This is a genomic window from Streptomyces sp. NPDC052773 (assembly GCF_044547145.1).
Lineage (GTDB): Bacteria > Actinomycetota > Actinomycetes > Streptomycetales > Streptomycetaceae > Streptomyces.
This window is the reverse complement of sequence record NZ_JBITZX010000021.1, coordinates 1-20,596: the sequence shown is the minus strand read 5'-3', so window position 1 is coordinate 20,596 and position 20,596 is coordinate 1. Positions and strand designations below refer to the sequence as shown.

Annotated in this window: 19 protein-coding genes; 3 read left to right on the top strand and 16 right to left on the bottom strand. The window is 73.9% G+C overall.

Annotated elements, in window-relative coordinates; translation table 11 throughout:
* Nucleotides 1-66: 66 nt before the first annotated feature.
* The 3 genes from ACIG0D_RS32575 to ACIG0D_RS32565 form a co-directional block, all read right to left on the bottom strand.
* Nucleotides 67-1,266: an acyltransferase gene (locus ACIG0D_RS32575; RefSeq protein ID WP_399808259.1), complete on the bottom strand. Its 1,200-nt coding sequence runs from the start codon at nt 1,264-1,266 to the stop codon at nt 67-69.
* Complete coding sequence (locus tag ACIG0D_RS32570; protein ID WP_399808258.1) at nt 1,259-2,281, bottom strand: alpha/beta hydrolase; 1,023 nt, start codon at nt 2,279-2,281, stop codon at nt 1,259-1,261. Before ACIG0D_RS32570 ends, ACIG0D_RS32575 begins: the two co-directional genes overlap by 8 nt.
* Before the next feature lie 214 nt (nt 2,282-2,495).
* Nucleotides 2,496-3,407: an alpha/beta hydrolase gene (locus ACIG0D_RS32565; RefSeq protein WP_399808255.1), complete on the bottom strand. Its 912-nt coding sequence runs from the start codon at nt 3,405-3,407 to the stop codon at nt 2,496-2,498.
* 193 nt (nt 3,408-3,600) lie between these two features.
* Between ACIG0D_RS32565 and ACIG0D_RS32560 the strand changes: the two genes are divergently transcribed.
* On the top strand, nt 3,601-4,212 hold the full coding sequence (locus ACIG0D_RS32560) for a TetR/AcrR family transcriptional regulator (RefSeq protein WP_399808252.1): 612 nt from the start codon (nt 3,601-3,603) through the stop codon (nt 4,210-4,212).
* Nucleotides 4,213-4,241: 29 nt separating this feature from the next.
* On the opposite strand, the gene kynU is transcribed toward ACIG0D_RS32560, so the two are convergent.
* The 11 genes from kynU to ACIG0D_RS32505 all read right to left on the bottom strand — a co-directional run bounded on the left by kynU (nt 4,242) and on the right by ACIG0D_RS32505 (nt 14,935).
* Nucleotides 4,242-5,426, bottom strand: coding sequence for a kynureninase (kynU, locus tag ACIG0D_RS32555; RefSeq protein ID WP_399808250.1), 1,185 nt, complete (start codon nt 5,424-5,426; stop codon nt 4,242-4,244).
* Complete coding sequence (locus tag ACIG0D_RS32550; protein ID WP_399808248.1) at nt 5,419-6,258, bottom strand: tryptophan 2,3-dioxygenase family protein; 840 nt, start codon at nt 6,256-6,258, stop codon at nt 5,419-5,421. Before ACIG0D_RS32550 ends, kynU begins: the two co-directional genes overlap by 8 nt.
* A 198-nt stretch (nt 6,259-6,456) precedes the next feature.
* Nucleotides 6,457-6,870, bottom strand: a complete 414-nt coding sequence (locus ACIG0D_RS32545; RefSeq protein ID WP_399808245.1) for a DUF3151 domain-containing protein — start codon at nt 6,868-6,870, stop codon at nt 6,457-6,459.
* A 12-nt stretch (nt 6,871-6,882) separates the two neighbouring features.
* Nucleotides 6,883-8,373, bottom strand: a complete 1,491-nt coding sequence (locus ACIG0D_RS32540; RefSeq protein WP_399808242.1) for an MFS transporter — start codon at nt 8,371-8,373, stop codon at nt 6,883-6,885.
* A gap of 93 nt (nt 8,374-8,466) precedes the next feature.
* Nucleotides 8,467-9,489, bottom strand: coding sequence for a class II fructose-bisphosphate aldolase (fbaA, locus tag ACIG0D_RS32535; RefSeq protein WP_399808239.1), 1,023 nt, complete (start codon nt 9,487-9,489; stop codon nt 8,467-8,469).
* 154 nt (nt 9,490-9,643) lie between these two features.
* Nucleotides 9,644-10,216, bottom strand: coding sequence for an orotate phosphoribosyltransferase (gene pyrE, locus ACIG0D_RS32530; protein ID WP_399808237.1), 573 nt, complete (start codon nt 10,214-10,216; stop codon nt 9,644-9,646).
* A gap of 10 nt (nt 10,217-10,226) precedes the next feature.
* Complete coding sequence (locus tag ACIG0D_RS32525; RefSeq protein ID WP_399808235.1) at nt 10,227-11,015, bottom strand: aldose 1-epimerase; 789 nt, start codon at nt 11,013-11,015, stop codon at nt 10,227-10,229.
* 63 nt (nt 11,016-11,078) lie between these two features.
* Nucleotides 11,079-11,876, bottom strand: coding sequence for an SRPBCC family protein (locus tag ACIG0D_RS32520; protein ID WP_399808233.1), 798 nt, complete (start codon nt 11,874-11,876; stop codon nt 11,079-11,081).
* Between the two features lie 180 nt (nt 11,877-12,056).
* The gene (locus tag ACIG0D_RS32515; RefSeq protein WP_399808231.1) at nt 12,057-13,646 is read right to left on the bottom strand and encodes a polyamine aminopropyltransferase; all 1,590 of its coding nucleotides are present in this window, start codon (nt 13,644-13,646) and stop codon (nt 12,057-12,059) included.
* Nucleotides 13,647-13,736: 90 nt separating this feature from the next.
* Entirely contained in the window at nt 13,737-14,255 is a 519-nt protein-coding gene (locus ACIG0D_RS32510) for a DUF2617 family protein (protein ID WP_399808228.1), read from the bottom strand.
* A gap of 329 nt (nt 14,256-14,584) precedes the next feature.
* Complete coding sequence (locus tag ACIG0D_RS32505) at nt 14,585-14,935, bottom strand: hypothetical protein (RefSeq protein WP_399808226.1); 351 nt, start codon at nt 14,933-14,935, stop codon at nt 14,585-14,587.
* Nucleotides 14,936-15,063: 128 nt separating this feature from the next.
* On the opposite strand from ACIG0D_RS32505, the gene ACIG0D_RS32500 reads away from it, so the two are divergent.
* The gene (locus ACIG0D_RS32500; RefSeq protein ID WP_399808223.1) at nt 15,064-16,254 is read left to right on the top strand and encodes a pyridoxal phosphate-dependent aminotransferase; all 1,191 of its coding nucleotides are present in this window, start codon (nt 15,064-15,066) and stop codon (nt 16,252-16,254) included.
* Between the two features lie 48 nt (nt 16,255-16,302).
* On the opposite strand, the gene ACIG0D_RS32495 is transcribed toward ACIG0D_RS32500, so the two are convergent.
* Both ACIG0D_RS32495 and clpB read right to left on the bottom strand, forming a co-directional pair.
* Nucleotides 16,303-16,830 (bottom strand): YbjN domain-containing protein, encoded by a 528-nt coding sequence (locus ACIG0D_RS32495; protein WP_399808221.1) that lies wholly within the window; start codon nt 16,828-16,830, stop codon nt 16,303-16,305.
* Nucleotides 16,831-16,962: 132 nt separating this feature from the next.
* Nucleotides 16,963-19,578: an ATP-dependent chaperone ClpB gene (clpB, locus tag ACIG0D_RS32490; protein WP_399808218.1), complete on the bottom strand. Its 2,616-nt coding sequence runs from the start codon at nt 19,576-19,578 to the stop codon at nt 16,963-16,965.
* A 95-nt stretch (nt 19,579-19,673) separates the two neighbouring features.
* Between clpB and ACIG0D_RS32485 the strand changes: the two genes are divergently transcribed.
* Complete coding sequence (locus ACIG0D_RS32485; protein ID WP_399808216.1) at nt 19,674-20,090, top strand: pyridoxamine 5'-phosphate oxidase family protein; 417 nt, start codon at nt 19,674-19,676, stop codon at nt 20,088-20,090.
* Nucleotides 20,091-20,596: the final 506 nt, after the last annotated feature.

The window sequence follows — 20,596 nt, the reverse complement described above, 5'->3', positions numbered from 1 at the left end:
TTCGTCTTCGTCTCCGTCCCCGTCTCCGTCCCCGTCTTCGTCTCCGTCCCCGTCACTCGCCCAACCCTAGGCACGCCGGGCCTCCTTCGCCGCCGCGTCGGCCGGGCCGCGGTGGACGCGGACGACGCGGGACGGGCGCCGCGCCCGCAGGTCCGAACGCCGCTCGTGGGAGCGGAACGCCGTCCGGCACACGCCCAGCGCGAGGGCGAAGACCGGCAGCCAGAGCAGCCGTGCCGCGATCCAGCCCAGCCCGTCGGGGACCGTGTGCAGGCCGGGCAGCCGGCCCGCGAGCAGGGCGGTGGCCGTGGTGGCCATCAGGGCCGTCTGATGCCACAGGAAGATCGTCATGGCGGAGAGGTTGACCAGGACCACCGCCGCCCAGGCGACCGGCCGGCGCAGCGCGCGGCGCAGCGGCGCGCGCAGCAGCAGGGCCAGCCCGCACTGGGCCACGCCGAAGGTGACGGCGGCCAGCGTCGGCGGGTTCAGGTTGGAGACCGCGGCGCCCGGCACCCCCACCATGGACGCCGGATATCCCGCCCAGGCCACCAGCGCCGCCGTCACCGCCGCCCCGCCCGCCAGCAGGATCCAGCCGGCCCGCCGGCGCTCCAGCTCGCCGCGGGTCCAGGCCGCGCCGAGGGTGTAGGGCACCAGCCAGCCCGCGGCCAGGTTCGCCCAGCCCAGCCAGGAGGGCCCGCCCAGGCCGAAACGCACAAGATCCACATGGAGTACGACGGCGAGCGGCCACAGCGGGTTGACCCGGGTGAGCAGCGGGGTCGCCGCCGTCAGCGCGGCGAAGACCAGCAAGAACCACAGCGGGCACAGGGCGAGCTTGACCAGGGTGCGCACGGTGGCGAGGTCGGCGCCGGTCAGCAGCAGCGCCACCGCGGCCACCGTCCACAGGGCGAGCACGGCGGCCACCGGGGCGAACAGCCGGGTGAGCCGGGTGCGCAGCCACTGTCCGTACGACTGGCCGCGGTCCTGTGCCGTGGCGAGGCTCCGGGTCGCGACATGCCCGCCGACCAGGAAGAACACGGCGAGGGTCTGGAACGCCCAGGAGATCGGGGCCAGGTGCGGCAGATGTCTCAGCGGGCTGTCGGTACGCAGGGTGCCGCCGTCGGCGACGAGCGCGGTCACCAGCCAGTGGCCGAGGACGACGCCGACGATCGCGAGGGCGCGCAGCGCGTCGACCGCGCGGTCCCTCGATGCGGGGGTCGCCGCGTCCAGCCGCGCGGCGCCCTTCACGACCGGACGTATCAGCTCACGCACGGGTCACCTCCGAGGTCTCGCCGAGCACGATCCGGGCGAGGTTGGCCAGGGAGGCCGAGCCCGGGGTGAAGTAGTCGCTGTGGCCGCCGTCGCCGGCGGCGAAGACGCGCGCGCCGAACTCCGGGGACACCGGGTCGGCACCGAATCCGACGGTGGTGCCGAACAGGTCCGCTTCGACGTGGGGAACCTCCGCGACCCAGTCGTCACCGCCGCGGGCCGCCCAGATCCGCGCGGGGGTGCGCAGCGCGGCGGCGGAGTCGGCGCCGGTGCCGGGGCTGCCGAGGAGGGCGATGTCGGCGACGGGCGGGCCGCCGCGGGCGGCGGTGCGGGCGCAGACCACCGAGCCGTAGGAGTGGCACAGCAGGGAGACGCGGGTGTCGCGGCCGGTCAGGGCGTACAGCCCGCGCAGGAACTCGCTCAGGCGGGGCGCGGCTTCGTCGGCGCGGCCGGGGGTGAGGACGGCGGTGCCGACCGTGCCGGGAGTGTCGTAGCCCAGCCAGGCCACCACCGCGACCCGGGTGGCCGCGCCGGTGTCCTCGGTGGTGAGCCGGTGGTGCAGGGCCGTCGCCGTCGCGCGGAAGCGGTCGTAGCTGTCGAGGGTGGTGTCGGAGCCGGGGACCAGCACGGCGACGCGGTCGGCGCGGGCGAGGTCGCCGAAGACCTCGACGGCGCGGCCGGTGCCACGGCCGTCGAAGGCGAGGAGCTGCCGGGACGCGGCGGCCAGGTCGCGGTCCGCCTCCGCGCGGTGCCGGTCGCCGTGCCCGGCGGCCATCCGGGAGGCCTGCGCGGCGTTGGCGCGGTTCGCCGCGTACACCGTGTCGAGCGTGGCCGTGGTGAGCGGGGGGAGGGCGGCCGGGGCCGGTGCCGGGATCCGGGGACGCGCGGCGGCGGACAGCGGGAACACCACACAGGCGGTGATGAGCAGGGCGAGCAGAGCGCGCAGCCGACGGGGCGTACGGCGGCCCTGCGGCGGGGCGCCGGTGGCCTCGGGGCCCGGGACGGCGGTCGGCTCCATGGTTCGCTTCCCTTCCGGCCCACCCGTCCATCGGGCAGGTCCACGTGGGAAGTTACGGAGCGCGAGCCGTCGCCCGCGTCACGCCGGAGAGCTCTTCACGGACGTAGCTCTCAGGTACTACGGGTATGACGAGGCAGCCCGCGGCCGGGGCGAGGCGGCTCCCCCTACGGGGAGAAGCGGGGCGGCTCCGCAGGGACGCGGCGCGCTCGCCTCCTCACCACGCCAGCTGCGCGATCTCCTCCGCCACCACCGCGCACGCGTCCGCCGCCGGGTCGATCAGCGGGAAGTGGCCGACGTCCTCCAGCAGCGTCAGCCCGACCACCTCCCCGGCCTTCGCCGCCGCGTCCGCGTACGCCTCGGCGACCGCCTGCGGAACGTCCCGGTCCGTACGGCCCTGGACCAGGGTCGTCGCGATACCCGTCGGCAGCAGCAGCGCCGGGTCGGCGTACGGCTGCCGCTCGGCGAACGCCTCGGCGCCGCCGAGGAGTTGGCGCACCGCGCCCCCGCACACGTCGAGCTTGTCCGCGACCGCCAGGTCGGCGATCGGGGCGAGGGCGACGACCCCGCGCAGCGGTGCCGGCCCACCGGTGCGCCAGCGGGCGTCGGCGGGCAGCAGATGCCGGGCGGCGGCCCACAGCGCGAGGTGGCCGCCCGCGGAGTGACCGGTGATCACCATGCGGCCCGGATCGGCCTGCGGAAGGGGCCCGCGCACGAGCCCGGGGAGCGCGTCGAGCGCGGCGGCGACATCGTCGAACGTGTCCGGCCACCGCCCGGCGACCTGCGGCCCGTCGGCGGCGCCCTGCTCCGCCCCGCCCGCGGCACCCTCCTGCGCCCCGCGCCGGTACTCCACACTCGCCACCGCGAAACCCCTGCGGGCCAGGAAGTCGGCGAACGGGCTGACATGACGGCGGTCGTACGGTGCCCGCCACGCGCCGCCGTGCAGGACGACGACCAGCGGCGCGAGGGCCGTGGGGCCGACGGGCTCGCTGCCGCGCGGGGCGTAGAAGTCGATCACCTGGTCGGGGTGGTCCCCGTACGCGGCGGTGGCGTCGGGGGCGACGGGCGGATGCGAGAAGGCGGACTGCTCCTCGGCGGCGGCCCGTGCTGCTGCGACGTCGTCCGTCATGCTCCAACCTCTCAGCGATGAAACCTCTTTGGCGGACCGGGTGAGTATCAGGCCGTTGGCCGGGACGGTATCAGGCGCGTGACATGCGGGGACATGGGGATGTCACGCTCGGTGAGGGTTAAACGGTTCTCCCGTTTCGTTACCCTGAGGGGACGATCCGTACGGGTCCCCCGTGTGCACCGAGGAGGCCGATATGTCCGCCGAACCCGGCACCGTACGTCCCGGAGGACGTACCGCCCGTGTCCGCGCCGCGGTGCTGCGGGCGGCGGGGGACGTGCTGGCGGAGCACGGTTTCGACCGGCTCGACCTCGCGGACGTGGCCCGGCGCGCGGAGGTCGGGAAGACGACCGTGTACCGGCGGTGGGGCTCGGTGACCGGGCTCGTCGCCGACCTGCTCGTGGACATGGCGGAGCAGTCGTCGCCCCGGGAGGAGACCGGATCGGTGCTCGGGGACCTGCGGGCCAACGCCTCGCTGGTCCAGCGGACCCTGGCCGACCCCCGGCAGGGGGCGCTGTTCCGCGCGGTGATCGCCGCGGCGACGTGCGACGAGCGGACGGCGGCGGCGCTGCGCCGGTTCTACGAGATCCGCGTGGACGAGTGGGCGCCCTGCGTGGAACAGGGCGTGGCCCGCGGCGAGTTGCCCGCGGGCACGGACCCCCGGGCGGTCGTACGGGCCGTGTCCGCCCCCCTGTACTACGGGTTGCTGACGTCCGGGCAGATCCCCGACGCCCCCGCCGCGGAGCGCGCCGCGCGCGCGGCCCACGCCGCTGCCGTGGCGGGGGTGTACGTGACCGACCCGGACTGATCCGAACGAAGGGCCCCGGGGGGCGTCCCCTAGCCCAGCACCTCCCCGAGCACCCGCGCCGCCCGCTCCACGTCCGCGAACCCCACGTACAGCGGCGTGAAGCCGAACCGGAGGACGTCCGGCGCCCGGAAGTCACCGACCACGCCCCGCTCGATCAGGCGCTTCATCACCTCACCGGCGTCGGCGCAGCGCAACGCCACCTGGCTGCCGCGCTCCGCGTGCGGGACCGGAGTCAGGGACTCGACGCGGCCGGGGGCCACGTACGCGGACACGCACTCCAGGAAGAAGTCCGTGAGGGCGAGGGACTTGGCCCGCACCGCCTCGATCGAGACCGCGTCCCAGACGTCGAGGGCCGCCTCCAGGGCGAGCATGGAGAGGATGTCGGGCGTGCCGACACGGCCGCGCGGGGCGCCCGGCGCGGGCTCGTACTCCGGGCGCATGCCGAAGGGTTCCGCGTGGGAGTTCCAGCCCGGCAGGGGGGAGTCGAAGCGGTCCTGGAGTCCGGCGCGCACGTAGAGGTACGCGGGTGAACCCGGGCCGCCGTTCAGGTACTTGTAGGTGCAGCCGACCGCCAGGTCGACGCCGTGCTCGTCGAGGCCGACCGGCAGGGCGCCCGCGCTGTGGCACAGGTCCCAGACGGCGAGGGCGCCCGCGCGGTGCGCGGCGGCCGTCAGCGACGGCAGGTCGTGCAGCCGGCCGGTGCGGTAGTCGACGTGGTTGAGGAGGACGGCGGCCGTACGGTCGCCCAGCGCGTCCGGCACCTCGGCCGGGAGCACCGGGCGCAGGGTGCGGCCGGTCATGCGGGCCGCCGACGCGGCGATGTAGCCGTCGGTGGGGAAGGTGGTCGCGTCGACGAGGATCTCGTCGCGCCCCTCCCCGGCCATGCGCACCGCCGCGACCAGCGCCTTGAAGATGTTCACGCTGGTGGAGTCGCCGACCACCACCTGCCCGGGGGCGGCGCCGAGCAGCGGGGCGATCCGGTCGCCGACCCGCTCGGGCGCGGTCCACCAGCCGCTCTCCTCCCAGGAGCGGATGCGCAGTTCGCCCCACTGGCGGGACACGACGTCGGCGACCCGCCCGGGGACGACGGCGGGCAGCGCGCCCAGCGAGTTCCCGTCCAGGTACACGACGTCGTCGAGAACGAACTCGGCGCGCTTGGCGGCCAGTTCGTCGGCCGCGTCCAGTTTCTCCGCCCGTGCCGTGAGGTCAGACATACGACCTCGCCGTCCACAGCTCCGGAAAGACGTTCTTGCGCGCCCGCTTCTCCAGCCAGGCCACGCCCGCCGAGCCGCCCGTGCCGGGCTTGGCGCCCATGGCCCGGCGGGTGGCGACCAGGTGGTCGTTGCGCCAGCGCCACACCAGTTCGGCCACGTCCGTCAACGCCTCGCCGAGGCGGGCCAGTTCGTCGCTCTCGTCGCCGGAGTAGATCGCGGCCCAGGCCCGCTCGACGTCCTCCGAGGGCTCGTAGCGCCGGGATACGTCCCGGCGCAGGACGGACTCGGGGATCGCGTGGCCGCGGCGGGCCAGCAGCCGCAGCACCTCGTCGTAGAGGCTGGGCTCGTGCAGCGCCTTCTCCAGTTCCGCGTGGACGCGGGGCGCGCCCCGGTGCGGGACCAGCATGGACGCGGACTTCTCACCGAGCAGGAACTCCATCCGCCGGTACATCGCGGACTGGAATCCGGAGCCCTCGCCGAGAGCGCCGCGGTACGCGTTGAACTGCGCGGGCGTGAGCTGGCCCAGCGGCTTCCAGGAGGCGTTCAGCGCCTCCAGCTCCCGGACGGATCGTTTCAGCGCGGCGATCGCCACCGGGACGTCGTCCTCGCGCAGCGCCTTCGCGGCCGTCTCCCACTCGTGGACGACGCAGGTGAACCACAGCTCCATGACCTGGGTCGTGACCAGGAAGACCATCTCTCCGGGATCGTCGGAGAGGGTGTGCTGGAGATGGGTGAGGACATCCGCTTTGACGTAGTCCTCGTACGGGGTGGTCCCCTGGAAGTCGAGATGCGGGGTCTCGGGCTCGTGGATTTCCTGAGCCTCGTGGGACATCGCTGTCTCCTGTTGTTGCTCCGGGTAGCGGTCCGCCCCTGCCGTTACCGGCACGGGGGCCCCGGTCCCCACCCGCATCCTGCGCAATGCCCGGCAACATCGCAAGGCCCGCCCGATCACACCTGGTCGGACGGGCCTCACCGGCGAGGAGGACTCGGCCCGGCGCGGGGAGGTCTCACCCCGGCGCGCGGGGAGGACTCAGCCCAGCGTCTGCGCCGCCGTCGGCGAGGAGTCCTTCAGGAACTGGGTGCAGCGCTCGTACTCCTCCTGCTCGCCGATCGCCTGCGCGGCGCGGGCGAGGGCGTGCAGGGCGCGCAGGAAGCCGCGGTTCGGCTCGTGCTCCCACGGCACCGGGCCGTGGCCCTTCCAGCCGCTGCGGCGCAGCGCGTCCAGGCCGCGGTGGTAGCCGGTGCGGGCGTAGGCGTACGACTCCACCGTGCTGCCCCGCTCGAACGCCTCGTCGGCCAGGCGGGCCCAGGCCAGCGACGAGGTCGGGTACTTCGCGGCGACCTCGGCGGCGGGGGTGCCGCCGGCCAGCAGCTCGCGCGGCTCCGGGTCGTCGGGGAGGTGGGTCGGGGGCGGTCCCCCGAGCAGGTTCTCGTGAATCGTCATGGGTTCAGTCTGTCACTGGGCGGTGCCGTCGGCCGGTGGCCCTCCGGGCACGGCCGACGGGTCCCCCTCCAGCGGCGGTGCCTGCACCCCGCAGTGGGTACGGCACTCCGGGTGCCGGCAGCCGGGCGCGGGCCGGCGGACGGTCGCGCAGGCCAGCACCGCGCCCGCGACCAGCACGCCCGCGCACCACAGCATCGCCCGGCCGAACGCGGCGTCGAAGGCCACCGCCGAGCGGTACGCCTCCGGCCCCATCCCGGCGAGCAGCGGCAGCGCGGCCACCGCGACCAGGCCCGCCGCCCGCGCGGCGGCGTTGTTGACGCCGCTGGCCAGGCCCGCCCGCGCGGTGTCGACGGAGCCGAGGACGGTCGCGGTCAGCGGGGCGACCAGGGTGACCATGCCGAGGCCGAGCACCAGCAGCGCGGGCAGCACGTCCGCCCAGTACGACGCCCCCTGCCCGACCCGCAGCATCAGCAGCATGCCCGCCGCGCACAGCAGCGGCCCCACGGTCAGCGGCAGGCGCGGCCCGGTCTTGTCGCCCAGTTCGCCGGCGCGCGCGGAGAACAGCAGCATCAACGCCGTGGTCGGCAGCAGGGCCGTCCCCGCGCCGAGCGCCGAGTAGCCGGAGACCACCTGGAGCTGGAGGACGACGAGGAAGAAGAAGCCGCCGAAGGCGGCGTACACGCACAGGGTGACCAGGTTGACCACGGTGAACTGGCGGGAGGCGAAGATGTCCGGCGGCATCATCGGGTCGGCCCGCCGCCGCTCCACGGCCACGAACGCGACGGCGGCGAGCAGGCCCGCTCCCGCCGTGAGGACGACGGTCACGGTCCCCGCGTGCGCCTCGATCAGGGCGTACGTCAGCAGGGCCAGCGCCAGCGCGCCCAGCGCGGCGCCGAGGATGTCGAAGCGGCCGTGCGCGCCCGCGTCCGCGGACTCGGGTACGTGCCGCAGCGCGACCGGCACGCACAGCAGCGCGAGCGGGACGTTGATCAGGAACACCCAGCGCCAGCCGGGCCCGTCCACCAGCCAGCCGCCCAGGAACGGGCCGACGGCCGCGCCGATGCCGCCGAACCCGGACCACAGGCCGACCGCCCGGCCCCGGTCGTCGGGGTGGAAGGACGCCTGGATCAGCGCCAGGGACCCCGGGGTGAGCAGGGCGCCGCCGACCCCTTGCAGGGCGCGGGCGGCGACCAGCGTCCCCGCGTTCGGGGCGAGCCCGCACAGCAGGGAGGCGACGGCGAACCACACCACGCCGAGGACGAAGACCCTCCGGCGGCCGTAGCGGTCGCCGAGCGCCCCGCCGAGCAGGATCAGCGCGGCCAGGGTCAGCATGTACGCGTTGACCGTCCACTGGAGCACGGCCAGGTCCGCGTCCAGGTCGCGGCCGATGCGGGGCAGGGCGACGCCCACGACCGTGGAGTCCAGCAGGACCATGGCGGAGCCGAGGACCGTGGTGAGCAGAAGCCACCGGCCCTGGGCGGAGGACAGCCGGACGTCGGGCATGCTCCCAGGTATACAGCGAGCCCGGTGCCGGGGCACCGGGCTCGACGCGTACGGCTCGGCGCCGCCAGGGGTTACCGCTCGGCGCCGCCGGGATTACTTCAGCTTCGTACCGGCCGACCGCAGGCTCTGGCAGGCCTCGACGACCCGCCGGGCCATACCCGCCTCGGCCAGCTTGCCCCAGGTGCGCGGGTCGTAGGTCTTCTTGGAGCCGACCTCGCCGTCGACCTTCAGGACGCCGTCGTAGTTCTTGAACATGTGGTCGGCGACCGGACGCGTGAAGGCGTACTGGGTGTCCGTGTCGATGTTCATCTTCACGACGCCGTTCTCCAGCGCGGTGTGGATCTCCTCGATGGTGGAGCCGGAGCCGCCGTGGAAGACGAAGTCGAACGGCGAAGCCTTGCCGAACTTGGCGGCGACGCCCTCGTTCAGCTCCTTCAGCAGCTCGGGGCGGAGCACGACGTTGCCCGGCTTGTACACGCCGTGCACGTTGCCGAAGGACGCGGCCAGCAGGTAGCGGCCCTTCTCGCCCAGGCCCAGGGCCTCGGCGGTGCGGATCGCGTCGTCGACGGTGGTGTACAGCTCGTCGTTGATCTCGTGGGTGACGCCGTCCTCCTCACCGCCGGTGGGGGTGATCTCCACCTCGAGGATGATCTTGGCGGCGGCGGCGCGGGCCAGCAGCTCCTGGCCGATGGCCAGGTTGTCGGCCAGGGTCTCTGCGGAGCCGTCCCACATGTGGGACTGGAACAGCGGGTTCTCGCCGCGCGCGACGCGCTCCTCGGAGATCGCCAGCAGCGGGCGGACGTACCCGTCGAGCTTGTCCTTCGGGCAGTGGTCGGTGTGCAGGGCGATCGTCACGTCGTACTTCTTGGCGACGATGTGCGCGAACTCGGCCAGGGCGACCGCGCCGGTGACCATGTCCTTGTTGTGCTGGCCGCCCAGGAACTCGGCGCCGCCCGTCGAGATCTGGATGATGCCGTCGCTCTCGGCCTCGGCGAAGCCGCGCAGCGCCGCGTGCAGGGTCTGCGACGAGGTGACGTTGATGGCCGGGTAGGCGAACTTGCCTGCCTTCGCCCGGTCGAGCATCTCGTTGTAGACCTCGGGGGTTGCGATGGGCATCTGTCCGCTCCTTGTATGTGCGGGTGGGCGTGTGGTGCGTTTACGGCCCTGACCTAGACCATGGGGGCGACGTCATCGTCGGCCCCATCTTTCCAGACTCGGCCGGAACGTCCATGGGGCCGTCCGAGCCGTGGGCAGCCGGGGCCGGCCGGAGTCAGTCCAGACCCAGCTCGTCCTTGGAGAAGGCGTACAGGTAGGGCACCCCCGCGCCCTCCTGGATCTTCTCCGCGGCGCCGGTGGCGCGGTCGACGATGGTCGCAACGGCGACGACCTCGGCGCCCGCCTCGCGCACCGCCTCGACGGCGGTCAGCGGGGAGCCGCCGGTCGTGGAGGTGTCCTCCACGACGAGCACCCGGCGGCCGGTGATGTCGGGGCCCTCGACGCGGCGCTGGAGGCCGTGGGCCTTGGCGGACTTGCGGACGACGAACGCGTCCAGGCGCTTCCCGCGCGCGGCGGCGGCGTGCAGCATGGCGGCGGCGACCGGGTCGGCGCCCATGGTGAGACCGCCGACCGCGTCGAACTCCAGGTCGGCGGTCAGGTCCAGCAGCACCTGGCCGACCAGCGGGGCGGCCTCGCCGTCGAGGGTGATGCGGCGCAGGTCGACGTAGTAGTCGGCCTCCAGACCCGAGGAGAGGGTCACCTTGCCGTGCACCACGGCCTTGTCCTTGATCTGCTGCAGCAGCGCCGCACGTGCGCCTTGCGGCGTTGCTTCGTTGACGTCCGTCATGCCGAACAGCTTAGAGCCGCGTCCAGCTCCAGGTCGTGGTGGCCTCCAGCGGCTCCAGGGGCGTGACCAGGCGCGGCATGGTGTTCAGCCCGTTCGGCGGGCCTGTCTGCGGTTCCACGCACACGGCCGCCTCCTGCTCGTCGTAGACCACGACCCACTGCTCGGGGCTGGTGACCTTCAGCCGCAGCACACCCGGCCAGGTCAGGGTGACCTCCACGCCGTCGGGCATGCCGAAGCAGTCGTCCCACGGGCCCGGCTTCGGGTCGATCCGGTTGCCGGTGGGCAGGTGGTCCTCGCCGCGCTCCTCCTGCCAGGCCGGGGAGAAGTCGATCTCCACGCCGGTGCCGTCGAGGGTGCGGTTGAACCACGGGTGCCAGCCCACCTGCGCCGGGAAGGACGAGGCGTACGTCTCGACGGCCATCGTCAGCGTCAGGGCGTCCGGGGTCAGGGCGAAGACCTGGGTGACCCGGCCGGTGTAAGGCCAGGGGTCGGTCAGGTCGTACGTGAGGACCGCCTCGTCCGCGGTGACGCGGGCCACGCTCCAGGCGGCGTCGCGGGCGGTGCCGTGGATGGCGTGCGGGGCGGCGTTGAGCGGCATCCGGTGCTCGGTCGCGCCGTCGCGGAACCGGCCGTCGCGGATCCGGCCGCACCAGGGCACCATCGGGAAGCAGCCGAAGCGGTCGCCCTGCCGCAGCAGCTCGGTTCCGCCGAGCCGCAGTCCCGCGACCCGGCCGCCGTTGCCGGGGGCCAGGGTCACCTCCGCGTCACCCGCGGTCAGCGTGATGTCTTCGTTACTCACGGGACGACCCTACTGGGCCGATCAAGAGGGCGTACGCGCCTTTCGGACACCCCCGGGCCCGGTCTAGCGGCGTCTGCGCAGCGCCCGGCTCACCACGATCGCCGAGGCCACGGCCAGCGCCGCCGCGGGCGCCGCCCAGCGCAGGGCGCTGGAGCGCACCACGGTCTGCGGGGCGGGCACGGGGGCGTACCGGCCGCGCGGCGGGGCGTGGTCGACCTCCTCCGCGCTGCGGCCGATCATCGTGCGCCGCGCGTGCGCGGCCTCGGCGGGCGGCTCGGAGGACTCCCACGGGACGGCGGCCTCGTCGGCGGCCGGGTCGAGGGAGGGGGGCGGGATTTCGGTGTCGAAGAGGGAGGCCTTGGCCTCGGCCCGGGTCACGTCGTCGGACGCGGGTGGCCCCTGCGGGGCCTCCTCGCCTTCGGTGGCCGCGGGCTCGTCGTCCGCCTCGTCCCCCAGATTCTCCGCGAAACGGTTCAGCAGCCTGGTCGTCGCGGAGCGCACCGCGTCCTCGGGCAGCTCGGTGATCCGGCCGTCCGCCGAGGCCGTGCCCTCGAAGAGCACGGTGGTGCCCTCGCCCTCGGGGCGCAGGCGGAGGGTGAGGGAGAGCTTGACCGTGCCGGTGCCGCGGGTCTCGGTGCCCTCGCCGACGACGGTGTGCGCACCGTCGTCCCGCGCGGAGACCCGGACCGTGCCCCGGTAGGTGATGGTGGTGCCGCCCGCCCGCAGCTTCAGCCGCCCGGCGACGGGCTCGGCGCCCGCCTCCTGCTGGAGCCCGGGGACCGCCCGGGCGACCCGGGCGGGGTCCGTGAGCGCCGCCTTCAGCCGGTCGGCCGGTACCGGTACGAACACCTCGTGCTCCATGTCGTCGGAGCCTACCCAGTGACGGCCCCGGCACACCCCGTCCGGCAGCCGTCCGTGACCCACCCGTCACCCACCCGAGCCGCCGCGCCCGCCAAGTGTCGCCGTCCCCGACTCGTACGCCACTCCCCGCCCGGTCGGCGCCTCCGGACCGGGCGGGCGTACCCCCGTCCGTGCCGGTGGTCAGTGCCGGTAGCGCGGATGCATCAGCGTCGACGGTGGCAGTCCCGGCACCCGGGTGGCCGCCGCGTCGGCGCGTCCGGCGGCCAGGCGGCCGGGGGTGAGGGTGCGCGGGCGCGGCGCGCCGGGGGCGGTGTCCAGGCGCAGCGGAGGGCGGGCAGCGGGGGCGGCGAGGATGAGGCCGCGGTCGCGGGTGTCGAGGTAGGGCGTGGTGTGCAGGCCCGCGGCGTGCAGGGTGCTGTCGACGGTCCAGTAGACGCGCGGCCGGACGGTCGCCGGGCCCGCGTGGACCACCAGCCGGCCGCCCGGGGCGAGGACGCGGCGGGCCAGACCGTAGAACTCCTGGGAGTACAGCTGGGGGCTCGCCGTGAAGCGCGGGCCGGGCAGGTCCGCGATCACCACGTCGTACGCCCCGTGCGGCGCCCCGCGCAGCCAGCGGAAGGCGTCCGCCGTGGTCACCCGCACCCGAGGGTCGTCGTACGCGTGGCCGTTGAGCGCGGAGAGCGCCGGGTCCGTCCCGGCGAGCCGCACCAGCTGGGCGTCGCGTTCCACCACGCGCACCCGCCGCACCCCGGCGAACCGCAGCACCTCCCGGGCGGCCAGTCCGTCACCGCCGCCGAGGATCAGCACGCGCGCGTGCGGGCCGTTCATCGCCGGGTGGACCAGCGCCTCGTGGTATCGGTGTCCGTCGCGTGCGCTGACCCGCAGCCGTCCGTCGAGGAACAGGTCGAGGGGGCGGCCGTGGGTGCCGCCGGTGAGGACGACCTCCTGGACGTCGGTGCGCACCGCGACCCGGACGTGCGCGCCGTACACCGCGGTGCGCGCGGCCCGTTCGAAGTCGTCGACGAGGACGGCGGCCCCGCCGAGCGCGCCCAGCACGGTGAGGTTGGCGGCCAGCAGCGCCAGCCGGGCGCGGCGGGTGAGGTCGCGGCCGAACAGGCCGAGCACCAGGGCACCGCCCGCCACCACGTTGACCGCGCCGGTGAGCAGAGCCCCCGTCAACTGGCCCATGAGCGGCAGCAGAAGGAAGGGAAAGGCGAGACCGCCGACGAGCGCGCCGACGTAGTCCGCGGCGAACAGGTCCGCCACCGCGCCGCCCGCGTCCTGGCGGCGGATGCGCTGGATCAGCTCCATCAGCAGCGGGATCTCGGCGCCGATCAGCAGTCCGATGGTGAGGGAGAAGGCCACCATCAGCGCCCGGGGCGCGCCGCCCCACAGTCCGCCCCAGTCGCCGGCCCAGGCGAACACGGCGTACAGGGCCATCGCGCTGCATCCGCCGACCAGGGCCAGCGTCGCCTCGATGGCGCCGAAGCCGATCGCGGCGCGGTGGCGCAGCCCCTTCGCGACGAGGGAGCCGATACCCATCGCGAACACCATGACGGACAGCACGACGGACGCCTGGGTGACCGAGTCGCCCGTCAAGTACGAGGCGAGCGCGAGGAGTTCGAGTTCGTACACGAGTCCGCACGCCGCGCAGACGAACACCCCGGCGAGGACCAGGAACCGTCCGGTTCCCGGACGGACGGGCAGCCGCGCGGGACCGCGCCAGGACGGCGGTGCGCCGGGCCGCGCCGGCGCGTGCGGATCGATCACGACTGCGACGTTACGTCACGGGTGTGGCGCGCTTCGTCACCCACACGTGTGGATCTGCGGGCGGTCGGCGCACTGCGGGTTTGAACCCCGTCAGGTGCTCGCCGGCCGGCGTGACCCCACCCGGGTCCGCGTCGCCACCAGCTGTCCGTCCTGGGGATAGGCGTGCCAGGTCCACCAGTGCACCTGGCCCTCGTGGCGCTGCGCCAGCATGGCGGTGAAGGCGTGCGGGCTGCCGGGGAAGACGCCGGCGAGGCCGTTGGGGTGCTCGGAGACGAGGGCGAGGAGTTCCTGGGCGCGCCCGGCGAAGGAGCCCGGCGACAGCACCTCGACGCGGGCGGCGAACTCGTACTCCCAGTCGCCCACGCGTTTGGCGACGCCGAGCGGCAGGGGTGTGCTGCTGCCGGGGATGCACGCCACCGTCTCCGAACAGGTGCCCCGCTCTTCCTCCACCAGCACTTGGTGGGAGGCGCCGAGCAGGCGCAACTGGAGTTTCGCCCCGGCCAGTTCCAGGTCGAGCGTGGCGAGGGCGGGCAGTGGTTCACGGCCCAGCGCCCAGGCGAGGTCGGCCGCGCGCGTGTCGGTGTAGGAGGTGTTCAGGGTCGTGAGCATGGATCGGCTCCGCAAGCACGCAAAGAGAGATCGACGCCGGGAGATCGGCCCGGTCAGCCCAGCCAGGAAGGGTGTCCGCCAGGACGTCCGAGGGCTGCGTTGGTGATGGAGAGGGAATCATGAACAGCGGCGCTGCCACAGCGTTTTTACCCAACTTCATAGGATTTCCATCCCTCAGAGGGCTCCCCTGCTCAACTGTTCAACCAGGGCGTACGCCTCCGCGACGGCGGCGCGCGCCGGAGCGGGGCGCGAACGGCCGGGCGCCCGCCGGTCGTCGCCGGCGGGCGCCCTGGGATGCGGTTCCCCCTTCGGAGCTCGGCTGCCCCGTGTCAGCTGCCTCCCCCGCATCCGCCGCCGCCCCCGCAGGAGGACCCGCCTCCGCAGGACGACGAGGACCCGCTGCCGCAGGACGACGAGGAGCCGCTCCCGCAGGAGTGCCCGCCCGAGCCGCGGTCCGAGGACCCCGAGTCCGACGACGACGAGCCGACGTCGCCCGTGCTCGCCGCGCCGATCACCCACCAGCTGCTGTCACCGCTGTTGTGGGTGGAGCCGCCGCCCGATCCCGCGCGGCCCCCCGACCGCACCGGTCCCCGTGCGCCGGCCCGCCGGGCGCTGCGGCTCGCCAGCACGCCCACCGCGATGACTACGGCCACGACCGCCAGGATGATGCCGATGACCATGGCGTCACCCTCCTTTCGTTCCCCCGAAGCGGCCCCCCGTGGGCGCCTCGTGTCGTGCGTGACCGGGGGATGCCCGGCGCGCTCGGCGGCCAAAGCAGAGTTGAGGAAGTCCAGAGCTTCGGCGCAGGATGGCCGGCATGACCTCCACCGAGCGCCCCTTCCTCAACCGCAGCCTCGCAGAGTTCGGGACGACGATCTTCGCCGAGATGTCCGCGCTGGCCGTGCGGACCGGGGCGATCAACCTGGGCCAGGGCTTCCCCGACACGGACGGCCCCGAGGAGATCCGCGAGGCGGCGGTGCGGGCGCTGCGGGACGGGCGCGGGAACCAGTACCCGCCGGGCCCGGGCGTGCCCGAGCTGCGCGCGGCGATCGCCGCGCACCAGGAGCGCCGGTACGGGCTGACGTTCGACCCGGACACCGAGGTGCTCGTCACGGCGGGCGCCACGGAGGCGATCGCCGCGTCCCTGCTGGCCCTGCTGGAGCCCGGTGACGAGGTGATCGCGCTCGAGCCGTACTACGACTCGTACGCGGCCTGTATCGCGATGGCGGGCGGGCGGCGGGTGCCGGTGACGCTGCGGCCGGACGGGGAGGCGTTCCGGCTGGATCTGGACGAGCTGCGCGCCGCGGTCACCGACCGCACCCGGCTGCTGCTGGTCAACACCCCGCACAACCCGACCGGCACGGTGCTGACCCGCGCGGAGCTGGCCGCGATCGCGGAGCTGGCGGTGGAGCGGGATCTGCTGGTGGTGACCGACGAGGTGTACGAGCACCTGGTCTTCGACGACGCCGTGCACGTGCCGCTCGCGACGTTCCCCGGGATGCGGGAGCGGACGGTGACCATCGGTTCTGCCGGCAAGAGTTTCTCGTTCACCGGCTGGAAAGTCGGCTGGATCACGGCGCCGCCCGCGCTGGTGACGGCCGTGCGGTCGGCGAAGCAGTTCCTGACGTACGTGGCGTCGGGGCCGTTCCAGTACGCGGTGGCCGAGGCGCTGGCGCTGCCCGAGTCGTACTTCGAGGCGTTCCGCGCGGACATGCGGGCCAAGCGGGATCTGCTAGCGGCGGGGCTGGCGGGGGCCGGTTTCGGTGTCTTCCGCACCTCGGGCACCTACTTCATCACCACGGACATCCGGCCCCTGGGCGAGCGCGACGGCTTCGCCTTCTGCCGCGCGCTGCCCGAGCGGGCGGGTGTGGTGGCCATCCCCAACGCGGTCTTCTACGACCACCGGGAGGAGGGCGCGCCGTTCGTGCGGTTCGCGTTCTGCAAGCGGACGGGGGTGCTGGAGGAGGCGGTACGGCGGCTCAAGTCCCTCGCGGGCTGAGCCGCCGTATCCACCGGGGCGCCCACAGGCTGTGGACGGGCGAGGGGACTACTCCTCGTCCTCCGGCTTGTCCGCGTCGTCGATCTCCTGCTCCAGGCCGAGCTGCTCGATCAGCCACTTGTCGAACTCGATCGCCGCGCGCACCCAGCTGACCGTCGACGACACGAAGAACTCCAGGTTGACCCCGGGGCCGATCAGCATCTGCGCCTCGCCGATGAGGCGGACGGTGCCGTCGTCGTGGGTGTGCGTGTAGACCTTCGGCCACAGGGTGCGGCGGTTCCAGTCGTCGATCGACTCGAGCAGCCGGGGCTTCTCGTCGATGTCGTGCGGGCGGTCGTAGAACGTCCGCACCGAGAAGACCTGCTGGTCACCCTCACCGCGGAACATGAAATACGTACGGAACTGCTCCCACGGCGCCGCGAGGTCGCCCTCTTCGTCGACGACGTACTTCAGCTCCATCTGGTCCAGGAGCTGCTTCACAAGGTCCTGATTCGGGACGACGGGGCCCGCCGGTCCTTGGGGCTGCGGCTGGGGCTGGCCCCCGAAGTTCGGAATCGAGGACGGGTCGATGCTCACCGTGAATTTCCCTTCGTACGGATTCCGCCATCCTCCCCCATGCGGGGCGGGGGGTGGCAAGCCCCGACTCGGCCTGTCAGCCCTCGGCTGACATGATCCGGCCGGTCGGGGCAACGCCGTGGGCGGCGGCCGTCAGAGGGTCTTGCCCAGGTCCGCCGGTTCCGGGGTGGCCGGGCCCACCAGCAGGCCGTCCTCGGAGCGGGTGACGCGGACCGTGTCGCCGTCCTTGATCTCGCCGGAGAGGATCTCCTTGGCGAGGCGGTCGCCGATGGCGGTCTGGACCAGGCGGCGCAGCGGCCGGGCGCCGTAGGCGGGGTCCAGGCCCTCCTCCGCGAGCCAGGCCAGGGCCTCCGGGGTGACCTCCAGGGTGAGGCGCCGCTCGGCAAGGCGCCGGGCGAGGGAGCCGATCTGGAGCCGCGCGATGTGCTCCAGCTCGGGCTTGGTCAGCGCCGAGAAGACCACCAGGTCGTCCAGGCGGTTCAGGAACTCCGGCTTGAAGGAGGCCCGGACCACCTCCAGCACCTGCTCCTTCTTCTCCGCCTCGGTGGTGAGCGGGTCGACCAGGAACTGGCTGCCCAGGTTCGACGTCAGCACCAGGATGGTGTTGCGGAAGTCGACCGTGCGGCCCTGGCCGTCGGTGAGCCGGCCGTCGTCCAGCACCTGGAGCAGGATGTCGAAGACCTCGGGGTGGGCCTTCTCCACCTCGTCCAGCAGGACCACGGAGTACGGGCGGCGCCGGACCGCCTCGGTGAGCTGGCCGCCCTCCTCGTAGCCGACGTATCCGGGCGGCGCGCCGACCAGCCGGGCCACGCTGTGCTTCTCGCTGTACTCCGACATGTCGATGCGGACCATGGCCCGCTCGTCGTCGAAGAGGAAGTCCGCGAGCGCCTTCGCCAGCTCGGTCTTGCCGACGCCCGTCGGACCGAGGAAGAGGAAGGAACCGGTCGGGCGGTCGGGGTCGGCGATGCCCGCGCGCGAGCGCCGCACCGCGTCCGACACGGCCCGCACGGCCTCCGTCTGGCCGATCAGGCGCTTGCCGATCTCCTCCTCCATGCGCAGCAGCTTCTGCGTCTCGCCCTCCAGCAGGCGGCCGGCCGGGATGCCGGTCCAGGAGGCGACGACGTCCGCGATGTCGTCGGGGCCCACCTCCTCCTTGACCATGGTGTCCTTCGCGGCCTGCTCCTCGGCCTGCGAGGCGGCCTCCAGCTCCTTCTCCACGGCCGGGATCTCGCCGTAGAGCAGCTTGGACGCGGTGTCGAAGTCGCCGTCGCGCTGGGCGCGTTCGGCCTGGCCGCGCAGCTCGTCCAGCTTCTCCTTCAGCTCACCGACGCGGTTCAGGGACTGCTTCTCCTTCTCCCAGCGGGCGGTCAGGCCGCGCAGCTCCTCCTCCTTGTCGGCGAGGTCGCGGCGCAGCTTCTCCAGGCGTTCGCGGGAGGCCTCGTCGGTCTCCCGGCTCAGCGCCAGCTCCTCCATCCGCAGCCGGTCGACGGCGCGCTGCAGCTCGTCGATCTCCACGGGGGAGGAGTCGATCTCCATACGCAGCCGGGACGCGGCCTCGTCGACCAGGTCGATCGCCTTGTCGGGGAGGAAGCGGGAGGTGATGTACCGGTCGGAGAGCGCGGCGGCGGCGACCAGCGCGCTGTCCGCGATCTGCACCTTGTGGTGGGCCTCGTAGCGGCCCTTGAGTCCGCGCAGGATCGCGATGGTGTCCTCGACGCTCGGCTCGGCGACCAGCACCTGCTGGAAGCGGCGCTCCAGCGCCGGGTCCTTCTCGATCCGCTCGCGGTACTCGTCGAGCGTGGTCGCGCCGACCATGCGCAGCTCACCGCGGGCGAGCATCGGCTTGAGCATGTTGCCCGCGTCCATGGCGGAGTCGCCGCCGGCGCCCGCGCCGACGACGGTGTGCAGCTCGTCGATGAAGGTGATGATCTGCCCGTCGGAGTCCTTGATCTCGGCCAGGACCGTCTTCAGGCGCTCCTCGAACTCGCCGCGGTACTTGGCGCCCGCGACCATCGCGCCGAGGTCGAGCGCCACCAGCCGCTTGTCCTTCAGCGACTCGGGCACGTCGCCCTTCAGGATCCGCTGGGCGAGCCCCTCGACGACGGCCGTCTTGCCGACGCCGGGCTCGCCGATGAGGACCGGGTTGTTCTTGGTACGGCGCGACAGCACCTGCACCACGCGGCGGATCTCGGTGTCCCGGCCGATGACCGGGTCGAGCTTGCCCTCGCGGGCGGCGGCGGTGAGGTCGGTGCCGAACTTCTCCAGCGCCTTGTACTGCCCCTCGGGGTCAGGGGTGGTCACCCGGCGTCCGCCGCGGGCCTTGCGGAAGGCCTCCTGGAGCTTGGCGGCGCTCGCGCCCTGCTGCGCGAGCAGGTCGGCGACCTGGCCGCCCTTCGCGGCGAGGCCGAGCAGCAGGTGCTCGGTGGACAGATACTCGTCGCCCAGGTCACGGGCGCGCGCCTGCGCGTCCGCGATGACGGCGAGCAGCTCCCGGTTGGGCTGCGGCGGAGCGACCGTGGAGCCGGTCACGCTGGGCAGCCCGGCGAGGATCTTCTCGGCGCCGGCGCGGACGGCCGCGAGGTCCGCCTCGACGGCGACGAGCAGGTCGGTGATGTTCTCGTTGTCCTGCCCCTGGAGCAGAGCCAGGAGCAGGTGGGCCGGCGTGAGGTCCGGGTGCCCCTCGGTCACGGCCCGGTTGCCGGCCGCGTTGATCGCGTCCCGGCTCCGGTTGGTCAGCTCGGCGTCCACGTTCGCGTTCTCCTCCTGGCGTCGTCAGTCGTCATCCATACTGACGAAAGCAACGTACACAAAGTTGAGTCTATTCCACTCAAGGCGGGTTGACCATGGCCACACACTCCATAGACCCGGGTGCCCCGGACCCGGCGTACCTCAGCTTCTGGCGGGAACGGCACCTGTGCACGCTGACGACCCCACGCCCGGACGGCAGCCCGCACGTCGTCCCGGTCGGCGTGACGTACGACCCGGAGACCCGCCTCGCCCGGGTGATCACCAACAAGACCAGCGCGAAGGTGCGTCACGTACTGGCGGCCGGGCCCCAGGGCGCGCGAGTGGCCGTCTGCCAGGTGGACGGCAGACGCTGGGCGACCCTGGAAGGCCGCGCCTTCGTCCACACCGAGCCGGACCGGGTGGCGGAGGCGGTACGCCGCTACGCCGAGCGCTACGCACGCATGCCCGGCCCGAACCCGGACCGCGTGGTCATCGAAATCGAACTGACGCGAGCGATGGGCAGCACTCGCTGACGCGGGGGCGGAGGCGGCGGCCCCCACGCGGGCGCGGCTGAAGGCCGGCCCCAGGCGCCGCCGAGGCTGCCGGAGGCCGGCGCGGAAGCGGTCCCGAGGCGGGGGTGGAAGGGGGCCCCGAGGTGGGGTTGGAAAGGGCCCCGAGGCGGGGGTGGAAGGGGCCCCGAGGCGGCTCGGGCGCCGGTCGGGCTCAAGCGCTGGTTTCAGCCAACCGCCGGGTCGGGTGAAACCCGTGGATAACCGCCGGAAACGGCAGCGGGGGGGGGGGGGGGGGGGGGGGGGGGGGGGGCGGGGGGGGGGGGGGGGGGGCGGGGGGGGGGGGGGGGGGGGGGGGGGGGTGGGGGGGGGGGGGGGGGGGGGGGGGGTCCCCGGGGGGGGGGGGGGCGGGGGGGGCGGGGGGGGGGGGGGGGGTGGGCGAGGCCTGGGGGGCGCCGTAGGCCGGGGGTGCGGGTGGCGTGGCCGGGGTTGCCGGGGGCACGGTGCCATGGGCAGCCGACGGCGCGGGC